The organism is Stenotrophomonas maltophilia (assembly GCF_025642255.1).
Classification (GTDB): domain Bacteria; phylum Pseudomonadota; class Gammaproteobacteria; order Xanthomonadales; family Xanthomonadaceae; genus Stenotrophomonas; species Stenotrophomonas maltophilia_P.
In genome coordinates this window covers 573,059-594,966 of sequence record NZ_CP106759.1, presented here as the reverse complement: position 1 = coordinate 594,966, position 21,908 = coordinate 573,059, and the positions used below count along the sequence as shown (strand labels likewise).

At 68.0% G+C, this 21,908-nt stretch carries 20 protein-coding genes; 1 reads left to right on the top strand and 19 read right to left on the bottom strand.

Features of this window, described 5'->3' with window-relative positions:
- Positions 1–151: 151 nt before the first annotated feature.
- From N8888_RS02665 to N8888_RS02650, 4 genes are all read right to left on the bottom strand, one after another.
- Positions 152–1,186 (bottom strand): fimbrial protein, encoded by a 1,035-nt coding sequence (locus N8888_RS02665; protein ID WP_263177291.1) that lies wholly within the window; start codon positions 1,184–1,186, stop codon positions 152–154.
- A complete protein-coding gene (locus N8888_RS02660; protein ID WP_317629487.1) occupies positions 1,177–3,741 on the bottom strand; it encodes a fimbria/pilus outer membrane usher protein in 2,565 nt (854 codons plus the stop codon). The genes N8888_RS02665 and N8888_RS02660 overlap by 10 nt, the downstream gene beginning before the upstream one ends.
- A gap of 91 nt (positions 3,742–3,832) precedes the next feature.
- Positions 3,833–4,561 (bottom strand): fimbrial biogenesis chaperone, encoded by a 729-nt coding sequence (locus tag N8888_RS02655; RefSeq protein WP_053518872.1) that lies wholly within the window; start codon positions 4,559–4,561, stop codon positions 3,833–3,835.
- A gap of 85 nt (positions 4,562–4,646) precedes the next feature.
- Positions 4,647–5,186: a fimbrial protein gene (locus tag N8888_RS02650; protein ID WP_053518870.1), complete on the bottom strand. Its 540-nt coding sequence runs from the start codon at positions 5,184–5,186 to the stop codon at positions 4,647–4,649.
- Between the two features lie 454 nt (positions 5,187–5,640).
- On the opposite strand from N8888_RS02650, the gene N8888_RS02645 reads away from it, so the two are divergent.
- Entirely contained in the window at positions 5,641–6,006 is a 366-nt protein-coding gene (locus N8888_RS02645) for a fimbrial protein (RefSeq protein WP_053518868.1), read from the top strand.
- Here N8888_RS02645 and pncB read toward each other — a convergent pair.
- The 15 genes from pncB to N8888_RS02570 form a co-directional block, all read right to left on the bottom strand.
- The gene (gene pncB, locus N8888_RS02640) at positions 6,003–7,184 is read right to left on the bottom strand and encodes a nicotinate phosphoribosyltransferase (RefSeq protein ID WP_053518866.1); all 1,182 of its coding nucleotides are present in this window, start codon (positions 7,182–7,184) and stop codon (positions 6,003–6,005) included. The two genes, N8888_RS02645 and pncB, sit on opposite strands and share 4 nt — an antisense overlap.
- A 74-nt stretch (positions 7,185–7,258) precedes the next feature.
- Positions 7,259–8,098 (bottom strand): glycosyltransferase family 2 protein, encoded by an 840-nt coding sequence (locus tag N8888_RS02635; RefSeq protein ID WP_263177286.1) that lies wholly within the window; start codon positions 8,096–8,098, stop codon positions 7,259–7,261.
- Complete coding sequence (locus N8888_RS02630; RefSeq protein ID WP_111186329.1) at positions 8,095–8,946, bottom strand: glycosyltransferase family 2 protein; 852 nt, start codon at positions 8,944–8,946, stop codon at positions 8,095–8,097. The genes N8888_RS02635 and N8888_RS02630 overlap by 4 nt, the downstream gene beginning before the upstream one ends.
- Positions 8,947–9,078: 132 nt before the next feature.
- Positions 9,079–11,280 (bottom strand): type II secretion system secretin GspD, encoded by a 2,202-nt coding sequence (gene gspD, locus N8888_RS02625; protein WP_263177283.1) that lies wholly within the window; start codon positions 11,278–11,280, stop codon positions 9,079–9,081.
- A gap of 9 nt (positions 11,281–11,289) precedes the next feature.
- Positions 11,290–12,084, bottom strand: a complete 795-nt coding sequence (locus N8888_RS02620; RefSeq protein WP_263177281.1) for a type II secretion system protein, XpsN-like — start codon at positions 12,082–12,084, stop codon at positions 11,290–11,292.
- On the bottom strand, positions 12,074–12,772 hold the full coding sequence (gspM, locus tag N8888_RS02615; protein WP_263177279.1) for a type II secretion system protein GspM: 699 nt from the start codon (positions 12,770–12,772) through the stop codon (positions 12,074–12,076). Before gspM ends, N8888_RS02620 begins: the two co-directional genes overlap by 11 nt.
- On the bottom strand, positions 12,753–13,910 hold the full coding sequence (locus tag N8888_RS02610; RefSeq protein WP_263177277.1) for a PilN domain-containing protein: 1,158 nt from the start codon (positions 13,908–13,910) through the stop codon (positions 12,753–12,755). Before N8888_RS02610 ends, gspM begins: the two co-directional genes overlap by 20 nt.
- Complete coding sequence (locus tag N8888_RS02605) at positions 13,907–14,770, bottom strand: type II secretion system minor pseudopilin (protein ID WP_164151717.1); 864 nt, start codon at positions 14,768–14,770, stop codon at positions 13,907–13,909. The genes N8888_RS02610 and N8888_RS02605 overlap by 4 nt, the downstream gene beginning before the upstream one ends.
- Entirely contained in the window at positions 14,767–15,399 is a 633-nt protein-coding gene (locus tag N8888_RS02600) for a type II secretion system protein J (protein ID WP_128989080.1), read from the bottom strand. Before N8888_RS02600 ends, N8888_RS02605 begins: the two co-directional genes overlap by 4 nt.
- Complete coding sequence (gene xpsI / locus N8888_RS02595) at positions 15,396–15,812, bottom strand: type II secretion system protein XpsI (protein ID WP_053520017.1); 417 nt, start codon at positions 15,810–15,812, stop codon at positions 15,396–15,398. Before xpsI ends, N8888_RS02600 begins: the two co-directional genes overlap by 4 nt.
- Positions 15,812–16,306: a type II secretion system protein XpsH gene (gene xpsH, locus N8888_RS02590; RefSeq protein WP_074901860.1), complete on the bottom strand. Its 495-nt coding sequence runs from the start codon at positions 16,304–16,306 to the stop codon at positions 15,812–15,814. The genes xpsI and xpsH overlap by 1 nt, the downstream gene beginning before the upstream one ends.
- A 6-nt stretch (positions 16,307–16,312) precedes the next feature.
- Complete coding sequence (gene gspG / locus N8888_RS02585; protein ID WP_053520019.1) at positions 16,313–16,756, bottom strand: type II secretion system major pseudopilin GspG; 444 nt, start codon at positions 16,754–16,756, stop codon at positions 16,313–16,315.
- A gap of 48 nt (positions 16,757–16,804) precedes the next feature.
- Positions 16,805–18,025: a type II secretion system protein XpsF gene (gene xpsF / locus N8888_RS02580; RefSeq protein WP_263177271.1), complete on the bottom strand. Its 1,221-nt coding sequence runs from the start codon at positions 18,023–18,025 to the stop codon at positions 16,805–16,807.
- A 24-nt stretch (positions 18,026–18,049) separates the two neighbouring features.
- Entirely contained in the window at positions 18,050–19,771 is a 1,722-nt protein-coding gene (gene gspE / locus N8888_RS02575) for a type II secretion system ATPase GspE (protein ID WP_263177270.1), read from the bottom strand.
- Positions 19,772–19,911: 140 nt separating this feature from the next.
- On the bottom strand, positions 19,912–21,765 hold the full coding sequence (locus tag N8888_RS02570) for a S8 family peptidase (protein ID WP_263178328.1): 1,854 nt from the start codon (positions 21,763–21,765) through the stop codon (positions 19,912–19,914).
- Positions 21,766–21,908 lie beyond the last annotated feature (143 nt).

Genomic DNA, 21,908 nt, shown 5'->3' with positions numbered 1-21,908 from the left:
GACTCGAATTTCATGACGCGCATCACACTAGTGCTGCGATACGTTCATGGCAGCTCCGATCTTGGTATTTCCGGGATCAAGACGCAGTCAACGTCGCCTGCGGAACAGGCAACGTTGGGGTGCAACGCAGCGGTGGAACGGCCGTTGGCCGTTACTCGTACTGGATGGTGAAAGTCGCCTGTCCGTTCGCGACACCGGCACCGACGGTACCGGCCTGGGTCTGTACATAGCGGGCGCGCAGCGGCAGGGTCATGGTGCTGGTACCCGGTATGGTGGTGCCGACATTGATCGCCTGGCCGAAGCGCACTTCGCGCTCGGTGGTGCCATCGCGCTGGACCATCTGGATGCCGATGCGGGTCGCGCTGTTGGCAGCCGCGCTGAGCTTCAGCACGCCCGGCATGTTGGAGCTGTCCTGGTCGGCATCCAGGCGGATGCCGATCTTGCTCTGGTAGGCAGCAACATTGCTGCCCTGGCAGTTCAGGCGGATGTCGAAGTCACGGTTGACCGCGCGCGAACCGACGCCGGTGAACGAGGTGTTGGGGACACTGCCGAAGTCCACCGCGATGTTGCGGCTGCCGGCGTCCACCTCGCAGGTCGGGCTGACCACGGTCGTGCCCGATCCCTTGAAGGTGGAGGTCAGCACCGGCCGGCTGGCACTGTCGCCATCGTAGTAATAGGTGGTGAAACGTCCATTCGGCGCGATAACGCCCGATCCTGTCTGAGCTGCTGTCTTGATCAGTTCGACACGGAAGCGGCCTCCGCTCAACGAGAGGTTGGTATTGCTTCGCAGGATCAGCGTGTGAGGATAGTAGGTCTGGATATCACCGGAATCGCGATAGACGCGAATGCCAACACCTGCCACGTCGGTTGCGTATACGTTGCTGAATCCTGGTACCGGCGTCTGCTGTGCCGCATTGACGAAGCGACCGCTGGCGTTGCCGCCCCGGCTATCGCAGTAAGCGACGCTGTTGCGTTGATTGATGTTGACAATGAGTTCCTTGATCACGCCGCCGACCGGGGTGCTGGGAAGAATCACGATCTGGCCCATGTCCATGGTCACGTCTTGGGGTTGGAACCCGGACTGGGTGATGTAGCAACTGGCAAACGCAGGCGCCGCCACGAGGGCGCCCGTGAGCACGGCCAGTGCGGCCAGCGCCTTGCGGCCACGGGAAAGAATCATCGGCATGCTGCCTCCAGCGGGATGAAGCCGGTCTTGGACGCATCGGCGCCCGCCGGAACCTGGTAATCGACGGTGCAGCGCTGGTCGGCGCCGGCGCCCCACTCCACCTGCAGGCGGCCGTGATCCTGCTCGCTGCGCACATACAGGCGGCCACCCTGGCTGACCATGCCCACCGGCTGGCCCTGCTCGTCCTTGACCTGTGCGCCAAACGGCAGGGTGCGGCCATCGGGATTGCGCACCTGGATCAGCAGCGCGTTGCCCTTGCGGGTATCGAAGCGCAGGTAGCTGATGGCACCGGCAAACGGTGCAACCGACTGGCTGCTGCTTTCCAGCTCGACGTCATGCGCCATGCCCTGCGGATCGAGGGTCACAGTGTTCAGGCGGTACGGCGATACGTACGGCACCACGGCGTAGCCGCGACCATCGATGCGCAGGCCCGGTGCGTTGGTCACCTGCGCGTCGCGCGCGCCCGGCGCCTCGACCAGCACCATGGTATCGCCACGCTGCGGAGTGAAGGTGACGCCGCCCGGATGCATGACCACGCTGCCGTTGGCGCCCACCGATGCCTGGCGGAAATCGCTGGAATGGCTGTAGGTCGCGTTCAACGCGGTGTAGCGGCTGCGGTACTCGGCGTTGCCGACCGCGGTGGTGTTGCCCTCGCGGGAATCGGACAGGGCCACGCCGTAGCTGAAGTTGTTGTCGACGCCGGCCGAACCGGTGATGCCCACGCGGCTGTTGTCGTAGCCACCACGGTCACGCGCGCCCAGGTCGGCGCTGAACGACACCGGATGGGTCCCGCGGCCCAGCGGAACGCTCATCGAGAACAGGTACTGGGTGTCGGCCCGGCCGAGGATGCCTTCTTCGGTGCGCAGTGCCGAGAAACCGTAGTTCACCGAGCGCCAGGCGTTGTTGTAGCCCACCTGGTACTGCTTGGAGGTGCCGGAACGGTCGTAGAAGTCACGCACCGAACCGGTGACGTACAGCGCACCGGCACGGCGGCCCAGCGGCTGGTTCAGGGTCAGCTGGAACTGGCTGCGCTGGCGGCCACGGGTGGTCGGGTCGATGCCGCGATCATCCGCGTCGCGTCCGTACAGGGCGTCCTGCAGGCTGTAGTAGCCTTCGGTCGAATAACGATAGGCGGCCAGGGTCAGGTTGGTCCCGGTTTCGCCGATCATGTTGCTGTAGCTCAGGCGCACGCTGGCGCCGGTGTGGTCGCCGTAGTGGTTGAACGACGTACGGGCATGGGTGACATCGGCCGCGAACGCACCGATCCGGGTGGACAGGCCAATGCCGTACAGCAGTGAAACGTAGCCTTCGCTCAGCGCGCTGCCGCCGTACAGGGTCAGCTGGTTGCCGATGCCGCGCTGGTAGGTACCCTGCGCCAGCCAGGGTTCATCGCGCAGCAGCTCGTTGCGGACCTGGCCGGCGGTCAACGAGTAGCGGGAGACGCCTTCGCGCAGCATCTGCGGCACCGAACCGAACGGCACCTTGAACTCGCGGCGGCGGCCATCGGCCTCGATCACGCTCACTTCCAGGTCACCGCCGTAACCGGTCGGGTACAGATCGTCGATGACGAAGCTGCCCGGCGATACGGTGGAGGAATAGATCAGCTGCTGGTTCTGCCGGACTTCCACCCGCGCATTGGTCTCGGCGATGCCGCGCACCACCGGCGCGTAGCCGCGCAGCGAATCGGGCAGCATGCGGTCGTCACTGGCCAGGCTGGCACCCCGGTATCCGATCGACTCGAACAGTTCGCCGGTGGTGTAGGCCTCGCCCACAGTGAGCATGCCGCGGATCTTCGGGATGCCGCGCTGGGCGTAGGTGGCGATGCTCTGCCAGTGGCGGCCGTCGCCCTCGGTCCAGGTCAGGTTGGAATCGTGGCGGAACTGCCAGCCACCCAGGTTCAGGCCGGCATTCAGGCCCAGATAGGCGCTGCGGTTGCGCTGTCCGCCTTCGACGCGGCTGTCGCTGTCGATGGCATTGAAGCTGTAGCCGACGAAGCCGGCGTTGATGCCACGGTCCCACAGCGCGGGGTTGACGTAGCCACGCGCTTCGCGGCGCAGGAACACCTGCGGGATGCTCAGGTCGTAACGCAGGTTGCCGCTGTCATAGACGCCATAGGCATTGGCCATGCGCTGCTGCACCGGCACGCACGTGGAGGTATCGGTCGGCACCGACGGATCCTGCTGCAGCAGCACCGCCTCGCTGTCCACGCCCATTTCCTCGAGCATCGGCAGCGCCAGGCAGGCATCGACGCGCCCCTGTGCATCCGCCTTGAACTGCACGTCGCGGCGGCCCTGCCAGGCGCCATTGACGTAGACGTCCACGCGATAGGTGCCGGCGACCATCGGATTGCCGTTGCTGAAGGCCGCCAGATCGACCTGCTTGGCCTGGCCGGAGAGGAAGCTGGAGTTGAACTGCGCCGACTCCGGCGCACGCGCGGTCGCCGCCCCAGTCTGCGCCATCAGCGCCTGTTCGCCGAGATTGGCCGGGGCAGCCAGCGCCCATCCTGGGCAGGCCACGCCGGCAGCCAACAGGCAAAGCGCCTGATGGATCGACAATGTCAATCTGTTTCCGATCACACTGACATTCCTTCAATTCGCCGCACGGCGGCGGTGGCGGGATGCGCAGGCCCTGGCCAGCGCGGCGCGTTCAGCCCCCGGTGCTGTCGAGGCGGACCTTGTGCTCCACCCGACCGCCGTAATCGTTGATGGTGATGAAGCGCACCTCGGTGGTGCCCGCCGGTGCGGCGAACTCCAGGTTCTGCTTCGGTGCGACCATCGTTCCCTTGTCCTCGACCGCCTTTTCGCTGCTGCCGGTCACGGCATGCACTTCGGCCAGGGTCACGTGGAAGGGGCTCGGGTTCTCCACCCGCAGGCGGTCACCGCTGCGGGTCCAGCGCAGGGCTGCCGGTGCGTCGTTGGCGACGCCCTTCAGGCCCTGCGGCCGATAGAAAAGCTTCAGGCGCGAACGGAACGCGACCTGCAGGTAGTTCTGCTCACCGTTCTCGGCGTTGTCCGGCGACGGCGGCACGTCCAGCACGTTCAGCCAGAACACCGACTCGCGATCGGTCGGCAGCTGCGCGCCGGAGAAGATCAGGCGCAGCGCCTGGCTGCGGCCCGGCTCGACGCGGCTGATCGGCGGCGTCAGCACGAACGGGGCATCACTGGTGTCGGCCGTCTGGTTGGCGTCGCCACTGTCGATCCAGGCCTGCACCAGCGCGGGCGAGTCGCCCACGTTGTCGACCTGCACGGTGACTTCGCGCGACTGCGCCGGATAGATCACACGCGTGCCATTGACCACCACGCCTGCCATGGCTTCCTGGCAGAAGAGCAGCGTCGACGCTGCCAGCAGCAGCGCCCGGGGAAAGAGAGCTTTCATCGGAAGTACTACGCTCGAGGTGTGTGGCCAGGGGCCGCGGAGCGCTGGCCGGCGCGTACGCCGGCCAGTGCGGGTACGGCGATGATCAGTTGTAGATGATCGTGTACTTGACGCTGCTGGTGACGTCGCCCGGGGTGGCGGCGGCAGTGGCGTAGTACTCGGCGTAGTAGTTCAGGTTGGCGGTGCCGTCGGTGGCAACGGTCACCCACTGCGAGTTGTCCTGGGCCAGACCGGTGCCTGCGGCCTTCACCGGCAGGAACTGGTTGTTCGAGCCCAGCAGCTGCAGCTGCACGTTGCCGGCAGCGTTGGCCGAAGCCTGGTTGATCAGGCGGCCGCTGTTGAAGTCAACGGTCGAACCCGGCTCGAAGTAGGTGGCGACGTTGCCGGCGCTGCACTTGGTCAGGTTGATGGCGAACGGGGTACGGCCCGCGACGGCACCGGCGGTGGCCAGGGTGTTCTTGGACACGGTCGGCAGGGTAACGGCGAAGTCCTTGCCGCCCGGGGTCGAGATGGTGCAGGTCTTGTCGGTCACCTTGCCATTGAAGGTGATGGTGCCGTCGGCAGCGTTGGCGGCCAGCGGAGCAGCGGCCAGCATGAGAGCCGCGATGATGTTGATCTTGTGCATTGCTTTTACCTAACCCTACTGAAGAGATGGAAGTAGAGGAGGAAGCAAGGAGCACTGCCGGGCTTCAAGACCCATCCTTGCGTCTCACCTGTGGCCGGATTCGGACATACCTACCCCTGAATCCGTGACGCAAGTATATGCAGAACTGTGATGAAAGTCCCATTATTTTTCTGAACGATGGTTTATTGACGCCCCAAATGTGACGTGATAGGCACTTTTGGCTTGGCGGCCGATGGGGAGTTGGCGCGGGCCGGCAAAGGTGGGGGAACGACAGCAGATGACGTCTTCGACCCGGTGGCGGGCGCGCCTGAAAGAGGCTGTTTTCAGGCGGCCAGCGCCTTATTTGATGCGCATCACTCTTTGTTGGTGATGGCCCTAGCAGATTCGGATTTTGCCTATTAAAGGCCGTCCGGAGCTGTCGCTAACTAGGACACACCGAACCAGAGAACGTGTCATGAGGACTTCCCTTCTGCTGTGCGTGGCCCTGATGTCCGTCAGTGCGCTGGCCCAGGCCAGCAGTGGCAGCATCCGGTTCAGCGGCCGCATCGCCGAGCCGGGTTGCACGACGGCCCTGTCCCAGGGCGAGCTGAGCCTGGCGGCCTGCCCGCCGTCGGCCAAGGGCTCGACGGTGGCGGTGACCGCGGTGGGCGACAGCCAGGCCGCGACGCTGCGCGATGGCAAGCGCCATGGCCAGCAGCTGGCCGTGTCGGCCAGCGCCATGCGCGTCGGCGACATCGCCTTCTCCGAGCGCTACCGCGTGGAAGCGCCGCAGCAGCAACCGCTGCGGGGCGCCTACCTGGTGGTGGTCGACTACCTTTAAGCCGGGTCCGGCAGTTCAAAGACCTGACGCAGGTAGGCCAGGTAGCCGGGGTCGTCGCACATGCTCTTGCCCGGCGAATCGCTGAGCTTGGCCACCGGCTGGCCGTTGCAGCGGACCATCTTGATGACGATGTTCAATGGCGTCGGGCCCAGATCGTTGGTCAGGTGGGTGCCGACGCCGAAGGCCACCTGGCAGCGACCGCGGAAATAGTCGTACAGGCGCATCACCTTGGCGATGTCGAGCCCATCGCTGAACACCAGCACCTTGCTGCGCGGATCGACCCGGCGCTGCTGGAAATGCGCCAGCATGCGGTCGCCCCAGTCGAACGGATCGCCCGAGTCATGGCGCACGCCGTCGAACAGCTTGCAGAAATACATGTCGAAGTCGCGCAGGAAGGCGTCCAGGCCGACCACGTCGGACAGCGCGATGCCCAGGTCACCGCGGTACTCGCGCGCCCACGACTCCAATGCCGCCACCTGCGAATCACGCAGCCGCGGCCCCAGCGCCTGGAATGCCTGCAGGTACTCGTGCGCCATCGTGCCGTGCGGGGTCATGCCGTACAGCCGGGCGAAATGCACGTTGCTGGTGCCGACCAGCTGCGGGCCGAGCGCATCGCGCAGCAGCGGCAGCAGGCGCGCATGCCAGTCGCGCGAGTAGCGACGGCGGCTGCCATAGTCGGCGATGCGGCATTGCTCGAAGCCGGGGGTGTCGCGCAGCAGCGCGGCCTTGGCCTGCAGGCGGCGCTCGCCCTCGGCGAAGTCGGGCGTGGTGGTGTTGCGGAACCAGACTTCGTTGATGATGGCCAGCAGCGGCACTTCAAACAGGATCGTATGCAGCCAGGGCCCGGTGATGTCCAGTTCGATCTCGCCGGGCACCCGGGTCGAGGCACGCAGCTGGATGTACTTGCGGTCCAGGTGGAACAGGCCGAGGAAATCGGCGAAATCGGGCTTCACGAAGCGCAGGCCACGCATGTAATCCAGCTCGGCGTCGCTGAAGCGCAGGCTGCACAGGTGGTCGATCTCTTCATCGATCTGGTCGATGAAGCGGGCCAGGTCGATGCCGGGCGTGCGGCATTTGAACCGGTACTGCACCTGGGCGCCGGGATGCTGGTGCAGCACCGCCTGCATCATGGTGAACTTGTACAGATCGGTGTCGAGCAGGGACTGGATGATAGGCATGAGGCGGATTATGCGCCCGGCGGGGTGAACCCGGGGGCCCCGCCCATGCGCGCCGCCGCCGGACACGCTCGACACTACAGGGATCTGCGCAGCAGTCTCGGCACCAGCAGCAGCGCGTGCGCCCAGATCGCCCCCCAGACCGCCACCTGCACCAGCAACGAGCGCTGTGGCGCCTCGAACCTGCGGAAGTAACGCCACAATCCGCGGTGCTTGTGCCACTCGACGAAGAAGGGCCGCGAACGGCTGGACACGCCGCGGACATGGGTGACCTGCAGGTCGTTGGCGATCGCCACCACCGCGCCCGCCTCACGCGCGCGCCGACACAGGTCCAGGTCCTCGGCGTGCAACCGGTAACCGGCGTCCCAGCCACCGAGACGATCAAACAGCGTCCGCGGCATCAGCAGCAGCGCGCCGGACAGCGCCGGCACCGGCTGCAGCGTCTGTGCCGGATCGCGCGGAATCGCCAGTTTCGAGCCGCTGCCCGGTGAGCGCAGCATGGCCAGGAAATCCGGATCACGGCGGCGCACCGCCTCATCGGCATGGCCGTGCTCATCCACCTGCTCGACCCCGAGCAGGGAGTCACCGAGCACGTGCGCGCGGTCGCGCAGCCTGGCCAGGGTTTCCGGCTCGACCATCAGGTCCGGGTTGATGAACGCCAGCCACGGGCTGTGCGAATCGGCCGCGCCCTGGTTGTTGGCGGCGGCGAAGCCCGGATTGTCCGGATTGCCGATGAAGCGCACGCGCGGGTCGTGGCTGGCGTGCCGCTGCACGATGTCCAGCGTGCCATCCACCGAACCGTTGTCGATCACCCGGATTTCCGCCACATCCTGCGACTGGCGCAGCCGCGACAGGCAGGCATCGATGGTGCTGCCGCTCTGGTAGGTAACGACGATGGCGGCAATGGCGGCATTCAAGCGGTTGGCTCCGACGCGGACGGGACGAACAGATCGCCCTGCTCGCGCGGCATTATCGCCTGCTGCATCCGCTGCTGCAGGTCCGCGCGCAGTTCGTGCAGCGGATCGTGCATCAGGAAGTCGGCCAGGCGTGGCACCCAGCCAGGCCACCGCGCGGCCAACGCCTCCAGATCGCCATCGCGGCTGACCGCTTCGCCGGCGCGGCTGACGAACGCGTTCTCGCACAGCACGTTGCGCCAGCCCAGGCCCGCCATGCGCAGGCTCAGATCGACCAGCGCAGCGTTCCAGCCGGCGTAGCTTTCCACGTCCAGTCCGCCGGCACGGCGACGTGCATTGCCGCGCACCAGTACCGCATGCGTGACCGCCGATGGCAGCTCCGGGTGCAGGGTCGGCAGTGCGGCGCAGGTCTGCGCCAGCAGCGCAGTATCGGTGGGCTCGGCATTGATCTCGCCCAGCCGGGGCCAGGCCGCGGTCTCGCCCGCATTGCACCAGGGCGTGGCGGTGGCAATGGCCGCATCGCGGGCGAAGGCGTCCTGCAGCTGCTGCAGCCATCCCGGCGCCGGTACGCTGTCCGGTGCCAGCACGGCCACGTCGAGCCCCTCGCAGGCACGCAGCATTTCATCCAGATGGGCCACCTCGCCCAGCGGCCGGGCGCGGCGGGTGTACTCGGCCTGCAGTGGCGTGTTCGCCAGCCAGTGCTCGACGACCGCCTGAGCGCGTGGTCCGGTCTGGGCATCGTCGGCCAACCAGACCGCGGTACCCGGTGCCGTACCGGCATCAAGTGCGGCCAGACACCGGTCCAGCGCCGCATCGTCCACGCACAGCGGCAACAACACGATCGCCCCCATCCCGCCTCCGTGGTTGTCGGTGGCCACAGCGTAGCACCGGGAGGGTGTTGGCCGGGTTGCACCCGGCACGTGCAGAGGCCGGAGCCGAAGCGGGGTTCATGGAAACGGCGGGCGTCGCCCCGCCGTAACCCCCTACTTCTTTGCGCGCGGCTGGTTCAGCGGCTCCATCGCCCGGAAACGCTCGCTGTACTCGTCGGTCAACGTGCGCGCTTCCTGCGCATTGCGAACGATGCTGGGCGTCAGCAGCACGATCACCTCCGAACGACGGCTGGTGCGGCTCTTCTGCCCGAACAGTGCGCCGATCACCGGAATCCGGCTCAGGCCGGGAATGCCGCTGCTACCATCGGTGGCCGAGTCGGTGATGAGGCCGGCCAGCATGATGGTGTCGCCGCTCTGCACGGCGGCCTCGGTAGCCAGCTTCTTGGTGGAAATGCGCGGGTTGCAGTTGCGCTCCTGCGGATTGCAGTTCTCCGGCACATCCGACGCGCTGCTGACTTCCTGCACGATGTCCAGGAACACCGTGCCGTCGCGGGTCACGCGCGGGCGCACCTTCAGGATCACGCCGGTATCGATGTACTGCACCGAGCTGTAGCTGCTGGTGCCGACGCCGGTGTTCACCGTGGTGGTGCTGATCGGCACCTTGTCACCCACGTTGAGCGTGGCCTCGGCGTTGTTGCGCACGAACACCGACGGGGTCTGCAGCAGTCGCACATCGGTGACCTTGTCCAGCGCGCTCACCACCGCTGCACCATTGTGGCCGGTGAACGCCCAACCCAGGCCTTCGCCGCCGGTCGCAGCACCGGCGAAGCTGCTCCAGGAGCCACTCGCCGCGGCCGGCAGGGTCACACCGCTCAAGGCTCCGGTCAGTGCACGCCCGGCCACGGCGTTGTCGAAGAACCAGTTCACGCCGTACTTCAGGTCGCCATCCAGAGCGACCTCGGCCACCTGGGCTTCGATATGTACCTGCAGTGGCATCACGTCCAGCTTCTCGATCACCTCGCGGATCGAGCGCCAGGCCTGCGGCGTCGCGCGCACCAGCAGCGTATTGGTTTCCTCCACCGCCGACACGCCGACCCGGTCGCCTTCCACTTCCAGGCTGACGCTGACGTTGCCGGACTGGCGCTGCGGCAGGTTCAAGCTGCCATTACCGCCACTGGAACTGCTGCCCGGGGTCGAGCCGAAGCTGCTGCTGTTGTTGCTGTCGATGCCACGGTCGCTGTCGCTGTCCAGCTGCGACGGAATGGCACCCGGGGCCAGCGATGCAGGGCTCGAGCCGCCCCGCTTGCCGCTGCTGGCGAACGCCTCGCTGAGCCGCTCGGCAAGATCGCGCGCCTTGATGTAGCGCAGCTCATGGGAGAACAGGCGGGCACTGCCACCGGCCGTATCGATGCGGTCCAGCCATTGCTGGATCTGGTCCAGGTAGCGCACCTGCGGGGTGATCACCAGGACCGCGTTGGCGTTTTCCAGCGGCAGGAAGCGGAACATGCCGGCGCTGGGCGTCTTGCTTTCCTCGCCGAACACCTTCTCCAGGTCGCTGGCAACCTGCTCGGCCTTGCCGGACGTGATCGGGAACACGCCCACCGACATGCCCGACAGCCAGTCCACATCGAAGATCTCGACCGTGCGCAGGTAGTTCTCCAGCTCGGCACGGGTGCCGCCGAGGGTGATCACGTTGCGGCCGCTGTCGACGTTGACGATGGCGTTGGGCCGCGCGTACGGCTCCAGCACCTTCTTCATCTCGGTGGCGGAGATGAACTGCAGCGGCACCACCCGGACCTCGAAACCGCGCGCGCTGGAGGCCGGTGCGGTGCTCGGCGCGACAGTGCCGGCCAGCGCCTGGTCGGCGGCAACGATGTTGTAGCGCCCGCCGCTGTACACCATGCGCGCGTTGTTCCAGCCCAGCACCATCTCCAGCAGGTTCAGCGCCTGTGCCGGCGAGACCGGCTTGGGCGTGGCCAACGTGACCGTGCCCTGCACCCCCGGCGCGATCACATAGTTCTGGCCCAGCATGTCACCGAGGATCGCCTTGACCACGGCATGCAGCGATTCGCCCTCGAAGTTGAACGTGGCGCTGCCGGTGCCGGCCGCATGCAATGCCGGCGACGGCGCGCGCGCGGCCTCGCGGTTGATCATCGTGCCGGTGCCACGGCGGATGACCGCCTGCGGTGCCCCCTGGCTGTCGGCCGCCGCATCGGCCTGGACGTCCGCTGCGGCCTGGCCGGCGCTGGCCGCAGGCTGCAGGGCGCCCTTGCGCTGCACATGGGGGCTGGAGACGGTACTGCAGCCCACCAGCAGCGCGAGCACGAAGGACCAAGGAAGAAAACGCAGGCTCATGCTCTCACTCTACCGGTTGGCGCCATTGCCCGAAGGCGGCGGCGACTGTTGTTGCTGTTGTTGTTGCAGCTGGCGGCGGCGGGCCTGGATGCGCTCGCGGATGGCCTGCATCTGCGCTTCGCTGGGCCCGTTGCTGTTGGCCGGCGGCGGGGGGGCGGCAGCAGACGCCGGCGCGGGTGTGGCGTCCGCTGCACGCTGCGGTGCGGTCGCCGCCTGTGCCGGCGCGGCCTGCGCCGGCAGCGGCACTACCGGCGGTGGCACCGGCACGCCCGGTGCGGGTGCACCGGTACTGCCGCGCAGAACCGTCGGTGGCTCCCCGCCCTGCCCGTTGAAAACGGCAAGTTCCAGCACCTGGCTGCCGCCCGGGCCGATCACCGTCGCCTGGCGGGGTTGCAGCGCGACCAGCTGCCAACCGTCGACCGCGTCACCGTTGAGGCGCAGGCGCAGCGAGCGGTTCTGCTCCGTACTGAACGTGGCCAGGCCGAAGTCGTCCGTGAGCAGCACACCGGTCAGGCGCAAAGCGGCGCTGGCGCTGGGTTCACTGCCGCCCAGCAGGTAAGGGCGCGGCCTGCGGTCTTCGGCGAACAGCGGACGCGCGGCGATGGCGCTGTAGCTGTCCGCACTGGCCATCCGTTCCGGAGCGAACGCCGGCAGCACCGGCAGTGCTGCTGCGGGGTCGGCGTCGGCCCCGCCGGCCGGCAGGCGACTGCCCAGTCCGAAACCGGTGGCCAGCCATACCGCCGCGGACCAGCCGGCCAGGGCCAGCAGGAAAGCGGTGCGCAGGCTGAGGGGCTCACGTTTCATCGGCGACCTCCTCTCCCTCGGCGGCCGCCGGTGGCGGCGGCTCGACCGGGGCCGGGACGGCCGCGGCGGGCTCCGCTGCGGGAGGGATTGCCGCAGCGCCACTGGCGGCACCGGGCAACAGATAGCCGGCCAGTTCGAAGGAGACGTCCAGGCCCAGCCCGGATTCGTTCGGCGACTGCTGGAAGCGCTGCGCGATGAGATTGAGGTTGTCCACGAACAACCGCGGGCTGCCGGTTTCCAGGCTGTGCAGCACGGTCGCCAGTTCCGCCACGCCGCAGCGCAGGCGTACCTGCATGGCGACACGGACGAACTGGGCATCACGGCGATTGTCGGTCAGCGGCGTGCGGTTGCTGATGGTGCAGCTGCGGTTGCCGGGGCTTGCCGTGGCCACCGCATCCTGCAGGCGCGCGCCGAGCGCGGCGGCGGCGGCTTCGGCCGTGGCCTCCTGCAGGAAGCCGGGTTGCCGCTGCAAGGCTTCACGGGTGGCGCGCAGCCGCTGTTCGATCTGGGGCTGCTGCTGCAGCTGCGCCTGCACGCGCTGCTGGCGCTCGCGCAGGGCCGCGACATCGGCATCGATCTCGCGCAGCGGCTGGGTGAACCAAGGGTGCACCAGCAACAGGTAAGCCAGGCCCAGCACCGCCAGCAGCAGCGCCAGCGCCAGCCAGCGGTCACGGCGTGCGCTTGGCATCGGCCGCCTCCGGAGTCGCTGCTGTCGGCGTTGCCGGTGCCGCCGCGGGCAACGGCTGAAGTTCGGCAGTCATGGTGAAGCGGTCCCGGCCGCTGCCGGCGCCGTCCGCCTGCAGCACACCGGTCAGGTTGACCTTGCGCCATTGCGGAGCATCCTGCAGCAGCTGCACCAGCTGCGAGGCTTCGCGGCTGAGCCCGATCAGCTGCAGACCGTTGTTCTCGATGGCCAGCTTCTCCAGATAGGTGCCTTCAGGCAGACGGCGGGTCAGCTCGTTCCAGATTTCCACCGTGCCGGCATGCTGGCGGCGCTGCGACTCCAGGAAGGCCGCGCCGTCGATCAGTGCCTGCAGCTGGGCGCGTTCACTGGCTACACCCCGGGCACTGCGCGCGCTGCGTTCGACGTCCGCACGCAGTGCGTCGGCGGCGGCGCGGCGGTTGTCCAGCAACTGCAGTCCAGCCAGTACCAGCATCACCAGCGCGGCCAGGGCCAGCAGCAGGTTCCAGCGCCGCATCGGATCGGGCCGCGACTGGCGCTGGGCGCTCGGCAACAGGTTGACCTGCAGCGTGCCAGCCTGTGCATCGATCGCGTCGACGCCGGCCAGGGCGTCGCCCCATTCGCCCACGCTGGCACGCCAGGCCTCCATCTGGCGCAGCGGCCAGGCCACCAGTTCGACCTGCAGCTGGCCTTCCCCTGCCACGCCCAGTTCACGCACGTCATAGCTGACCTGGCTGGCCTCGAACGGGGTCTGCCGGTCGATCTCATAACCGACCACCGCGTGCAGCCGGTCGCCGGCCGCCGCCGGCAGCCGCAGGGTGCGACGCAGGACCCGTTCCACCGGCAGCAGCCAGAATCGCGGCAGGCTGCGCAGGCGCGGCTCCAGCACGCGATCCAGTGCGACCGGAGACGAGGGCCACGGCAGGGTGACCACCGCCTCGCGGCGCTCGCCCGCTTCGCGCCAGACCTGCAGCTGGTCACCCTCGCGCTGCAGCAGCAACCGTGCCTGGGCCCAGCCCAGCGCCCATTGCCAGCGCGCCGGCACCCACGCCAGCAACGAGTGCCGCCACCAGCGCAGGAAACGGCCGGCGCCAGGACCGATCTGGCCCTGCACCTGCCGCAGACTGTCCTGCCAAGCCGTCATCTTGCCGTCATTCCCTGCTCCCAGCGAAGCACTGTGTAGGACCGCCCGGGAATCCCCCCGGAGCCATTGCGAACCACTGCCTGCAACACCGACCTGCGTCCACTGCCGTCGATGACACGGGACTCGATACTATAGGTGCCGCTGCTGCTGGCAAGCGCTGAAGATCCATCCGCCGGATCGCCGTCACGCTCCGGCTGGTTCCGCTGCGCCAGCACGAGGTCGGCATCCAGGCCCAGCGCGGTCAGCACGGGAGCGCTGGCGAATCGCGGATCCGGTCGTGCCTGGCGGCTGTAGAGGGTCAGGTGCGGCAGCATCTTCCGGTACAGCGGCCCGTTCATGCCCAGCACCCGCTGCAGCTCGCCCAGCGTCTCGAAGCGCTTGTTGCGTGGCCCATACGGCAGCCCGGCCGCGGCGTAATCCTGTGCCTCGGCACCGCCGCCGGGCTGCAGCAGGCTGTCCTCGTCACGCCAGTCGACGATCGCGCCTGCCAGCTGGCGCGCGTTGTCCACCGGTTCGCCAAGTGCCTGCAGAAATGCGGTCAGCAGCGCCACGTCGGCCAGGTTCAGGTTGATCTTGCCGTTCTCGTCCAGCACCTGGATCTCGATGCGGGCACCGTCGAACTGCCAGCGATAGGTGCGACCATCGGCCTGCCACGGCGCGCGCAGCGGATCCGGTGACAGCCGCATCAGTGCGTACTCAAGTCCCGCACGAGCACGCTCCTGGCCACGTGCATCGTCGTCGAGCACGCGCTCCTGCAGATGCTCGACGCGGGCGCTGAGCGCGAACGCGCCGACCAGTGCGGTCATCAGCGCGATCAACCACAGCACCAGCACCAGTGCGGCCCCGCGCGACCGCATCAACGCCCCCCTCCACCGCCGCCCAGGCGGGGGGCCACCACCAGGGGCGGCCATGCGGCACCGCGGACCGGCACGATCCGCAGTTCCACCAGCAGAGGCAGGCGACGGGTGTCTTCCCAGCGCGGCAGCCACTCGGTCATCTGCCCGCTGCCGGCATCGATGCCGCGATAGCGCATCTCCACCGCTTGCAGGCCATCCACCAGCACCTCGGGCGGGCGTGGTGGCGTTTCGGCGATGCGCTCGCCCTCCTGCAGCAGGACCAGGTCCAGCAGCAGACGCTGCTGCCCGGCCTTGCCGTCCACCTGCAGCGCATGCAGATAGGGCCCGCCGCGTCCGAGGTAGCCTGGCAGATCGGCGACGAACAGCATCCGTTGCTCTTCGCCCTGGAAGAACACCGGCTCGCGGGTCGGGTCAGGCACTTCCAGCGGGCTGCGCATCGCCCCGGCCAGCTGTCGCCGCAGCAGGGCCTGCACCGCGCGCATCCGCTCGCTTTCGGCGGCGATCTGTTCACCCCGCTGGCTGACCGCCATCGCCGAGCGCACGCTGGCGAACGCCAGCGCCAGGCCACCGGCAAGCAGCACGGTCGCCAGCATCACCTCAACCAGAGTGAATCCCGCAGCGCTCCGCTTCATCGCGCGCGCTCCAGGTCCGGCGGCAGCAGGCGCAGGCTGCGCCAGCGCAGCTGTTCGCGCTCGCCATCGCCCCACCGCACCTGCAACTGCAGTTCGGCCAGCCACGGGGCACCCGGCGACTGCGTGGCCGCGGCGTTGCCGGCGCGTGGCTCGGTCCAGGGCTGCACCTGCAGCTCCCAGCGATAGCGCCCGTTTTCCCAGTCGCCCTGCTGCTGCCCCACCTGCAGCGGCGCATCCACGCCCGCCGCAGCCAGCAGCGATTGCGCATGCAGGACGGCGCGCGTGCGCAGTTCGGCCTCGCGCACCTGCCTGGCACCGCCGGACAGGCTGCCCAACAGCAGGGTCAGCGCCAGCCCGAGCAGAGCGAAGGCCACGATCACCTCCAGCAGCGTGAAACCGCGCGCGCGCCGCATCACTGCGCCTGCCATGGGCCGGAGCGGACTTCACCGGTCAACCAGCCGACATCGATGCGCCATTCAGCGGCATCACGCTGCAGGCGGATGCGGCCGCCACTGGAACCGCCATCGGGATGGAACTCGATCACACCCTGCCCCGGCGCAGTGGCCAGCTGCGCCGCACCTTCGAAACGCACCGTCAACTGTGCCGGCAGTTCACCCTGGCGCTGGTTCGCCCCCTGCCAGCGATGCCGTGCCGGCTCGATCACGAACCGCTGCGGTTCGCCGCGCGCGATCGCCTGTGCACGCACCATGCGCAGCTGGTTGGCGATGTCCTTGCCGGCGCTGCGCAGCTGCATGCCGGCGAAGCCACGCGACAGTCCCGCCGCAGTGATCAGGCCGATGGCCGCGATCAGCGCGATCACCAGCAGCATCTCCAGCAGCGACAGCCCCGCCGGGCGCCTGCCGTGCAGGCGCGGTCGGGGCAACCGGCGCGGCAGGAAATACGTCATGCGGGATTACGGCTGGTAGCGGATGTCGGCATCGACGCTGCTGCCACCGGCCTTGCCGTCCTTGCCCAGGCTGATCAGCTCGTACGGCTGGCCTTCGCCGGGTGCGCGGTACTCCAGCGCGTGCCCCCACGGATCGTTGAGGTCGGCCGGCTTGGCGTACGGGCCGAGCCAACCGCCAACGCCGGCCGGTGCGGTCACCAGATCGGTGAGCGCGCCCGGCAGCTTGCCGGTATCGATCTGGTAGTTGTCGATCTTGGATGCCACGGTCTGCACCTGCGCCTTGGCGATGTTGGCCTTGCCCCGGTCGGCACCGCCCAGCACGCGGCTGGCCACCAGGGTCAGCACCGCGCCGATCAACACGATGACGATGATGATCTCCAGCAGGCTCATGCCCGACTGGTGCCGCGCGGCGGTGAAGGACAGGCGGATGGGTCGACGGTTAGCGATCATGATCGGTCCTTTCGGTTGCGTTGGGTCGAAGTGCGGAAGAGTCCATCGTCAACCGATGGCATTGGTCAGGTCGTACAGCGGGACCAGCACGGCGACGATGACCGCACCGACCACCGAAGCCAGCACAAGGGTGATCGCCGGGACCATCGCCGCCAGCAGGCGATCGATGCGCCGGGCGCTGTCCTGCTCGAAGGTATCCGCGGCCTTCAGCAGCATGGTGTCCAGCGCGCCGGATTCCTCGCCGACCTGGATCATCTGCAGGGCAAGCCGCGGAAAGCGCTTGCCGCGCGACAGTGCCAGCGACAGGCCCGCACCGTTCTTGACCTCGTCGGCGGCGGTATCCACGTCGGCTGCCAGCGCGCGGTTGCCCAGTACGTTGCGGGCGATGCCCAGCGCACCCAGCAGCGGCACACCGTTACGCAGCAGCGTTCCCAGCGTGCGCGCCAGCCGTGCGGTCTCCAGCTCGCCGAGCAGGCGGCCGATGCTGCGCCGTTGCAGCAGCCAGCCGTCGAGGGCCAGCCGGAAGGCCGGCTGCCGCAGCTTGCGCTCGAACAGCAGGGCCAGCACGCCCGGTACCACCAGCAGCAGCATCCACCAGTCGCGCACGAACAGACCGAGCTGCAGCACGGCGTTGGTGAACCACGGCAGCGCCACGTCCAGGCTCTCGTACATCTGCGCGAACTGCGGCACGACGTAACCCAGCAGGAACAGCAGCGCGCCGCCCACCACCACCAGCAGGATGGCCGGGTAGACCAGCGCATTGATCACCTTGCCCTGCAGCGCACGCGCGCGTTCAAGGTAATCGGCCAGCCGCTGCAGGGTCTCATGCAGGCTGCCGCCGGCCTCGCCGGCACGCACCATGTTCACGTACAGGCGCGAGAACAGGCCATGCTGGCGCTCCAGCGCGGTCGACAGCGGCGCACCACCGCGCACCACGTCGCGGATGTCGGTGATCGCACGACGCGAGCGCTCGTCCTCGGGCAGGCCCAGCAGGATCGACAGCGCGCGATCCAGCGGTTGGCCGGCACCGAGCAGGGTCGCCAGTTGCTGGGTGAACTGCAGCAGCGCCGGGCCCTGCAGCGGGCGCTGGTGGAACAGGTTGCGCCAGTTGCCCCCCCCGATGGAGCCCGCATCGGCCAGCTGGGTTTCCATCGGCAGATGCCCCTGGTCCTGCAGGCGCGCGATCAGGTCGGCCTCGCTGGCCGCTTCCATCTGCCCGTCGAAGATCTCGCCATGCGGATTGAGGGCCTTATAGCGGTAGTTAGGCATGTCAGCCCCGGGCTCCGGCGCGCATCAGCTCTCCTCCGTCACACGCAGGACTTCCTCGATGGTCGTCTGCCCGGCAAGGGCCTTGGCCAGGCCATCATCGTACATGGTACGCATGCCGCCTTCGCGCGCGATGCGCTCCAGCTCGCCCATACCATCGCGGCGCATCACCGCGCGCCGCAGCGCGTCGTTCATCACCAGGAATTCCATGATGGTGGTGCGGCCCAGGTAGCCGGTCGGTGCCAGTGCTGAGGGACGCGGCCGGTACAGGTGAATCGCCCCCTCCGGCTGCAGGCGGCGCAGCTCGAAACGATCGATCTCTTCCGGTGACGCCGGGTAGCGCTCGGCGTGGGTCGGCTCCAGACGGCGCACCAGACGCTGCGCGAGGATGCCGTTGATGGTGGAGGTCAGCAGATAGTCTTCCACACCCATGTCGAGCAGCCGGGTGATGCCACCGGCGGCATTGTTGGTATGCAGGGTGGACAGCACCAGATGGCCGGTCAGCGCCGACTGGATCGCGATGCGCGCGGTCTCCAGATCGCGCATTTCGCCGATCATGATGATGTCCGGATCCTGGCGCACGATGCTGCGCAGCGCATTGGCGAAGTCCAGGCCGATCTGCGGCTTGGCCTGGATCTGGTTGATGCCCTCGATCTGGTACTCGACCGGGTCTTCGACCGTGATGATCTTGACGTCGGCGGTATTGAGCTGGCTCAACGCGGTGTACAGCGTCGTGGTCTTGCCCGAACCGGTCGGGCCGGTCACCAGCAGGATGCCGTGCGGCTGCTCCAGGACCTTGCGGAACTGCGGCAGGAATGCATCGGTGAAGCCAAGCCGATGGAAATCGAACACCACGGTTTCGCGGTCAAGCAGGCGCATCACCACGCTCTCGCCGTGTGCGGTCGGTACCGTGCTGACGCGAAGGTCCAGCTCCTTGCCCTGCACGCGCAGCATGATGCGGCCGTCCTGCGGCAGGCGGCGCTCGGCGATGTTGAGCCGGGCCATGATCTTGATGCGGCTGATGACCGCGGCGGTCAGGTTGGCGGGCGGGCTCTCGCCCTCCACCAGCACGCCATCGACGCGGTAACGGACCTTCAGCCGGCTTTCGAAGGGCTCGACATGGATGTCCGAGGCACGCAGTTCCACCGCGCGCTGGATCACCAGGTTGACCAGGCGGATCACCGGCGCTTCCGAGGCAAGGTCACGCAGATGCTCGATGTCGTCCACCGCGCCGCCTTCACCATCGGCGGTTTCCACGATCGCCCCCATGGCGCTGCGGCCCTGGCCGAACCAGCGCTCGACCAGATCGTCGATCTCCGCACGCATGCCCAGCACCGGCGTGACCGGCACGCCCAGGGCCAGCTGCACGGCCTGCTGCGGGTAGACATCGTGGGCATCGGCCAACCACAGCCGTACGCCGTGTTCATCCAGCGCCAGCGGGCAGACGTGGAACTGCTTGAGGAAGCGCAGCGACAGCGGCAGGCCTTCGGCGAGGGACTGCGGCGGCGTCTCGGGCACCTGCTTGCCTTCCAGCAGTGGCAGGCCCAGCACATCCGCGCTGGCCTGCGCCTGGTCCCGCTCGGACACCAGCCCCAGGCGCACCAGCAGGCCGAGCAGGCTGCCGCCGGCCTCGGCATGCAGTGGCCGCGCCCGGGCCAGGTCTCCTTCCTTGAGCCGCCCACGCGCCAGCAGCGCATCCAGGATGCGGCTCTCGGCGTCGTCGGCAGTGGTTGCAGCGAGCGCGTTCACGTGACTCTCCTGTCGATCGGCCCGACTTTAGCAGTTAAGCCGTGGTTTCCGCCGCCATCGCGCCGCCTTTCGAAAAATGACAACGCCCGCCACCGCGGGGTGACGGGCGTCGCCAGTTCATCTACGACAGTGTGATGGCGTTACTGCGTGGCGAGGATGGTCACCCCGCTGTAGGCGGCTTCACCCACGACCTTGACGTAGTACGTGCCGGCCACCGGCTTGTTGACGCGCACGGTTTCGGCGTTCCCCGCACGTGTGGACTTGGCATCGTTGTCGCTCGCGCTGGGCTCGCGGCCCTGGGCCAGGTACACCGACACGTTGCCACTGCCACCGTAGGTGATCACGCTCAGCGATTTGCCCGCCACCGCTTCGAAGCTGTACAGGGCACTGCCGCCGGTCGCACCGGACAGGCCGCCGACAGCGACCTTGTTGGTCAGCGGCGTGGCTACCGGGCCGCAGTCCTCGGTGCACGGTTCCTCCAGCGCCTTGGCCAGTGCGGCCTTTGCGTCGACGATGCCGGTACCAATCGGGGTCGCCGACGGGATGGCCACCGGGAACGGGCGTGCGGTTTCCTTGAGCAGGGTACGCATGGCTGCCGGAGCCAGCGGCTCCTTGCCATCGGCGATCAACGCGCTCTGCACCAGTGCCGCCACCGCCGCGACGTGCGGCGAGGCCATCGAGGTACCGCCCATGCCCATGTAGCTGTAGCTGCCCGAATCCGGCGTGGTCGCCGCGTCGGAACCTGCCTGCCAGACATAGCCACCCGGATTCCCGTCCACGCTGCCACCACCACCGGGGCCGGAAAGATCGACGCGGGTGCCGTAGTTGGAGTAGTAGGTGATGCCGCCGGTGATGCGGGTGGCCCCCACCGTCACCACACCAGCGCAGCTGGCAGGACGGTAATTGGACGCGTTGTCGGTCTCGTTGCCGGCGGCCACCACGACCGTGGTGCCGCGCGAGATCGCGCCATTGATCGCATCCTGGTAGGTGCCATCGCAGCTGCCGCTGCCACCCAGGCTCATGTTGATGACTTCGGCCGGGTTGGTATTGGCCGGAATGCCGGTCACGGTGCCACCGGAGGCCCAGGTGATGGCGTCGGCGATGTCGGAGAGGTAGCCGCCACACTTGCCGAGTACGCGGACCGGCAGCACCTTGGCCTTGTGCGCGACGCCGGCCATGCCGACACCGTTGTTGGTCTGCTCGGCCACGGTGCCGGCGACGTGCGTTCCGTGCCAGGAGCTGTCTTCAGCCAGCGAACCGGTGTAGCACTCGTTGTCGTTCTCGACCCAGTCGCCATAGTCCTGTGCGCCCGGTACACGGTCGTCGGTAGCGCGACGTGAGGTCTCGGCATCGCTGATGAAGTCGTAGCCCTCCAGCAGGTTGCCGACCAGATCCGGGTGCTGCGGCAGGATGCCGGTGTCGAGCACCGCCACCACCACGCCCTCGCCCTGCGAAACATCCCAGGCCGCCGGCGCGTTGATGCCGCCGGTCGCGTTGTGCAGGTGCCACTGGTACTGCTGGTAGTACTGGTCGTTCGGCACCAGCGCCGGCTGCACGTCGCCGGCACGCAGTTCGCTGCGGCGCAGCTTCACGTCGGCCTCGGCGTACTGCACCGCCGGATCGGCCTTCAGCTCCTTCAGCACGCGCTGCAGTTCAGCCGGGGCCAGGCGGCCCTGCAGGCGGATCACATCGGCGCCGACGCCGAGCTTGCGCACGACCTGCGGGCCCAGGGTACTGGCGCGCACAGTGCCGCCGGACAGGCTGGCGCGGGTCAGCGCCGACTGCACCGTGGACAGCTTGGCCGAACGATCCAGCGCAGCGGCCGTGCCGGCGCGGTACTTGACGATGATGCGGTCGGTGCCCGGCTGTGCGGTGCGCGCCTGGCGTGCCGGTTCCTGCGTCGGCAACCCGGCGGCATGGACGGCACCTACCGCGGTCATCGACAGCACAGCGGCGGCAAGCACGTTGATGCGAAGGTTCTGCTTCTTGATCACGTCGAAATTCCTCTTCTGGGTCATGGATCGAACCAACACTGCGGCCATCATTCCTTGACGACTCCCGGCCGGCCCAGCCGGGATTGCCGTGACCTCCCCCCAGGCCCTCGTTGCGGGTATTGCGCCGGCGTGGGTGGCCGCCG

What these genes read in the sequence shown, in the direction of transcription:
- N8888_RS02665 (WP_263177291.1), bottom strand. Translation starts at nt 1,186, where the DNA reads ATGCCGATGATTCTTTCCCGTGGCCGCAAGGCGCTGGCCGCACTGGCC.
- N8888_RS02655 (WP_053518872.1), bottom strand. Translation starts at nt 4,561, where the DNA reads ATGAAAGCTCTCTTTCCCCGGGCGCTGCTGCTGGCAGCGTCGACGCTG.
- N8888_RS02650 (WP_053518870.1), bottom strand. Translation starts at nt 5,186, where the DNA reads ATGCACAAGATCAACATCATCGCGGCTCTCATGCTGGCCGCTGCTCCG.
- N8888_RS02645 (WP_053518868.1), top strand. Translation starts at nt 5,641, where the DNA reads ATGAGGACTTCCCTTCTGCTGTGCGTGGCCCTGATGTCCGTCAGTGCG.
- pncB (WP_053518866.1), bottom strand. Translation starts at nt 7,184, where the DNA reads ATGCCTATCATCCAGTCCCTGCTCGACACCGATCTGTACAAGTTCACC.
- N8888_RS02630 (WP_111186329.1), bottom strand. Translation starts at nt 8,946, where the DNA reads ATGGGGGCGATCGTGTTGTTGCCGCTGTGCGTGGACGATGCGGCGCTG.
- gspD (WP_263177283.1), bottom strand. Translation starts at nt 11,280, where the DNA reads ATGAGCCTGCGTTTTCTTCCTTGGTCCTTCGTGCTCGCGCTGCTGGTG.
- N8888_RS02620 (WP_263177281.1), bottom strand. Translation starts at nt 12,084, where the DNA reads ATGAAACGTGAGCCCCTCAGCCTGCGCACCGCTTTCCTGCTGGCCCTG.
- gspM (WP_263177279.1), bottom strand. Translation starts at nt 12,772, where the DNA reads ATGCCAAGCGCACGCCGTGACCGCTGGCTGGCGCTGGCGCTGCTGCTG.
- N8888_RS02610 (WP_263177277.1), bottom strand. Translation starts at nt 13,910, where the DNA reads ATGACGGCTTGGCAGGACAGTCTGCGGCAGGTGCAGGGCCAGATCGGT.
- N8888_RS02600 (WP_128989080.1), bottom strand. Translation starts at nt 15,399, where the DNA reads ATGAAGCGGAGCGCTGCGGGATTCACTCTGGTTGAGGTGATGCTGGCG.
- xpsI (WP_053520017.1), bottom strand. Translation starts at nt 15,812, where the DNA reads ATGCGGCGCGCGCGCGGTTTCACGCTGCTGGAGGTGATCGTGGCCTTC.
- xpsH (WP_074901860.1), bottom strand. Translation starts at nt 16,306, where the DNA reads ATGACGTATTTCCTGCCGCGCCGGTTGCCCCGACCGCGCCTGCACGGC.
- gspG (WP_053520019.1), bottom strand. Translation starts at nt 16,756, where the DNA reads ATGATCGCTAACCGTCGACCCATCCGCCTGTCCTTCACCGCCGCGCGG.
- xpsF (WP_263177271.1), bottom strand. Translation starts at nt 18,025, where the DNA reads ATGCCTAACTACCGCTATAAGGCCCTCAATCCGCATGGCGAGATCTTC.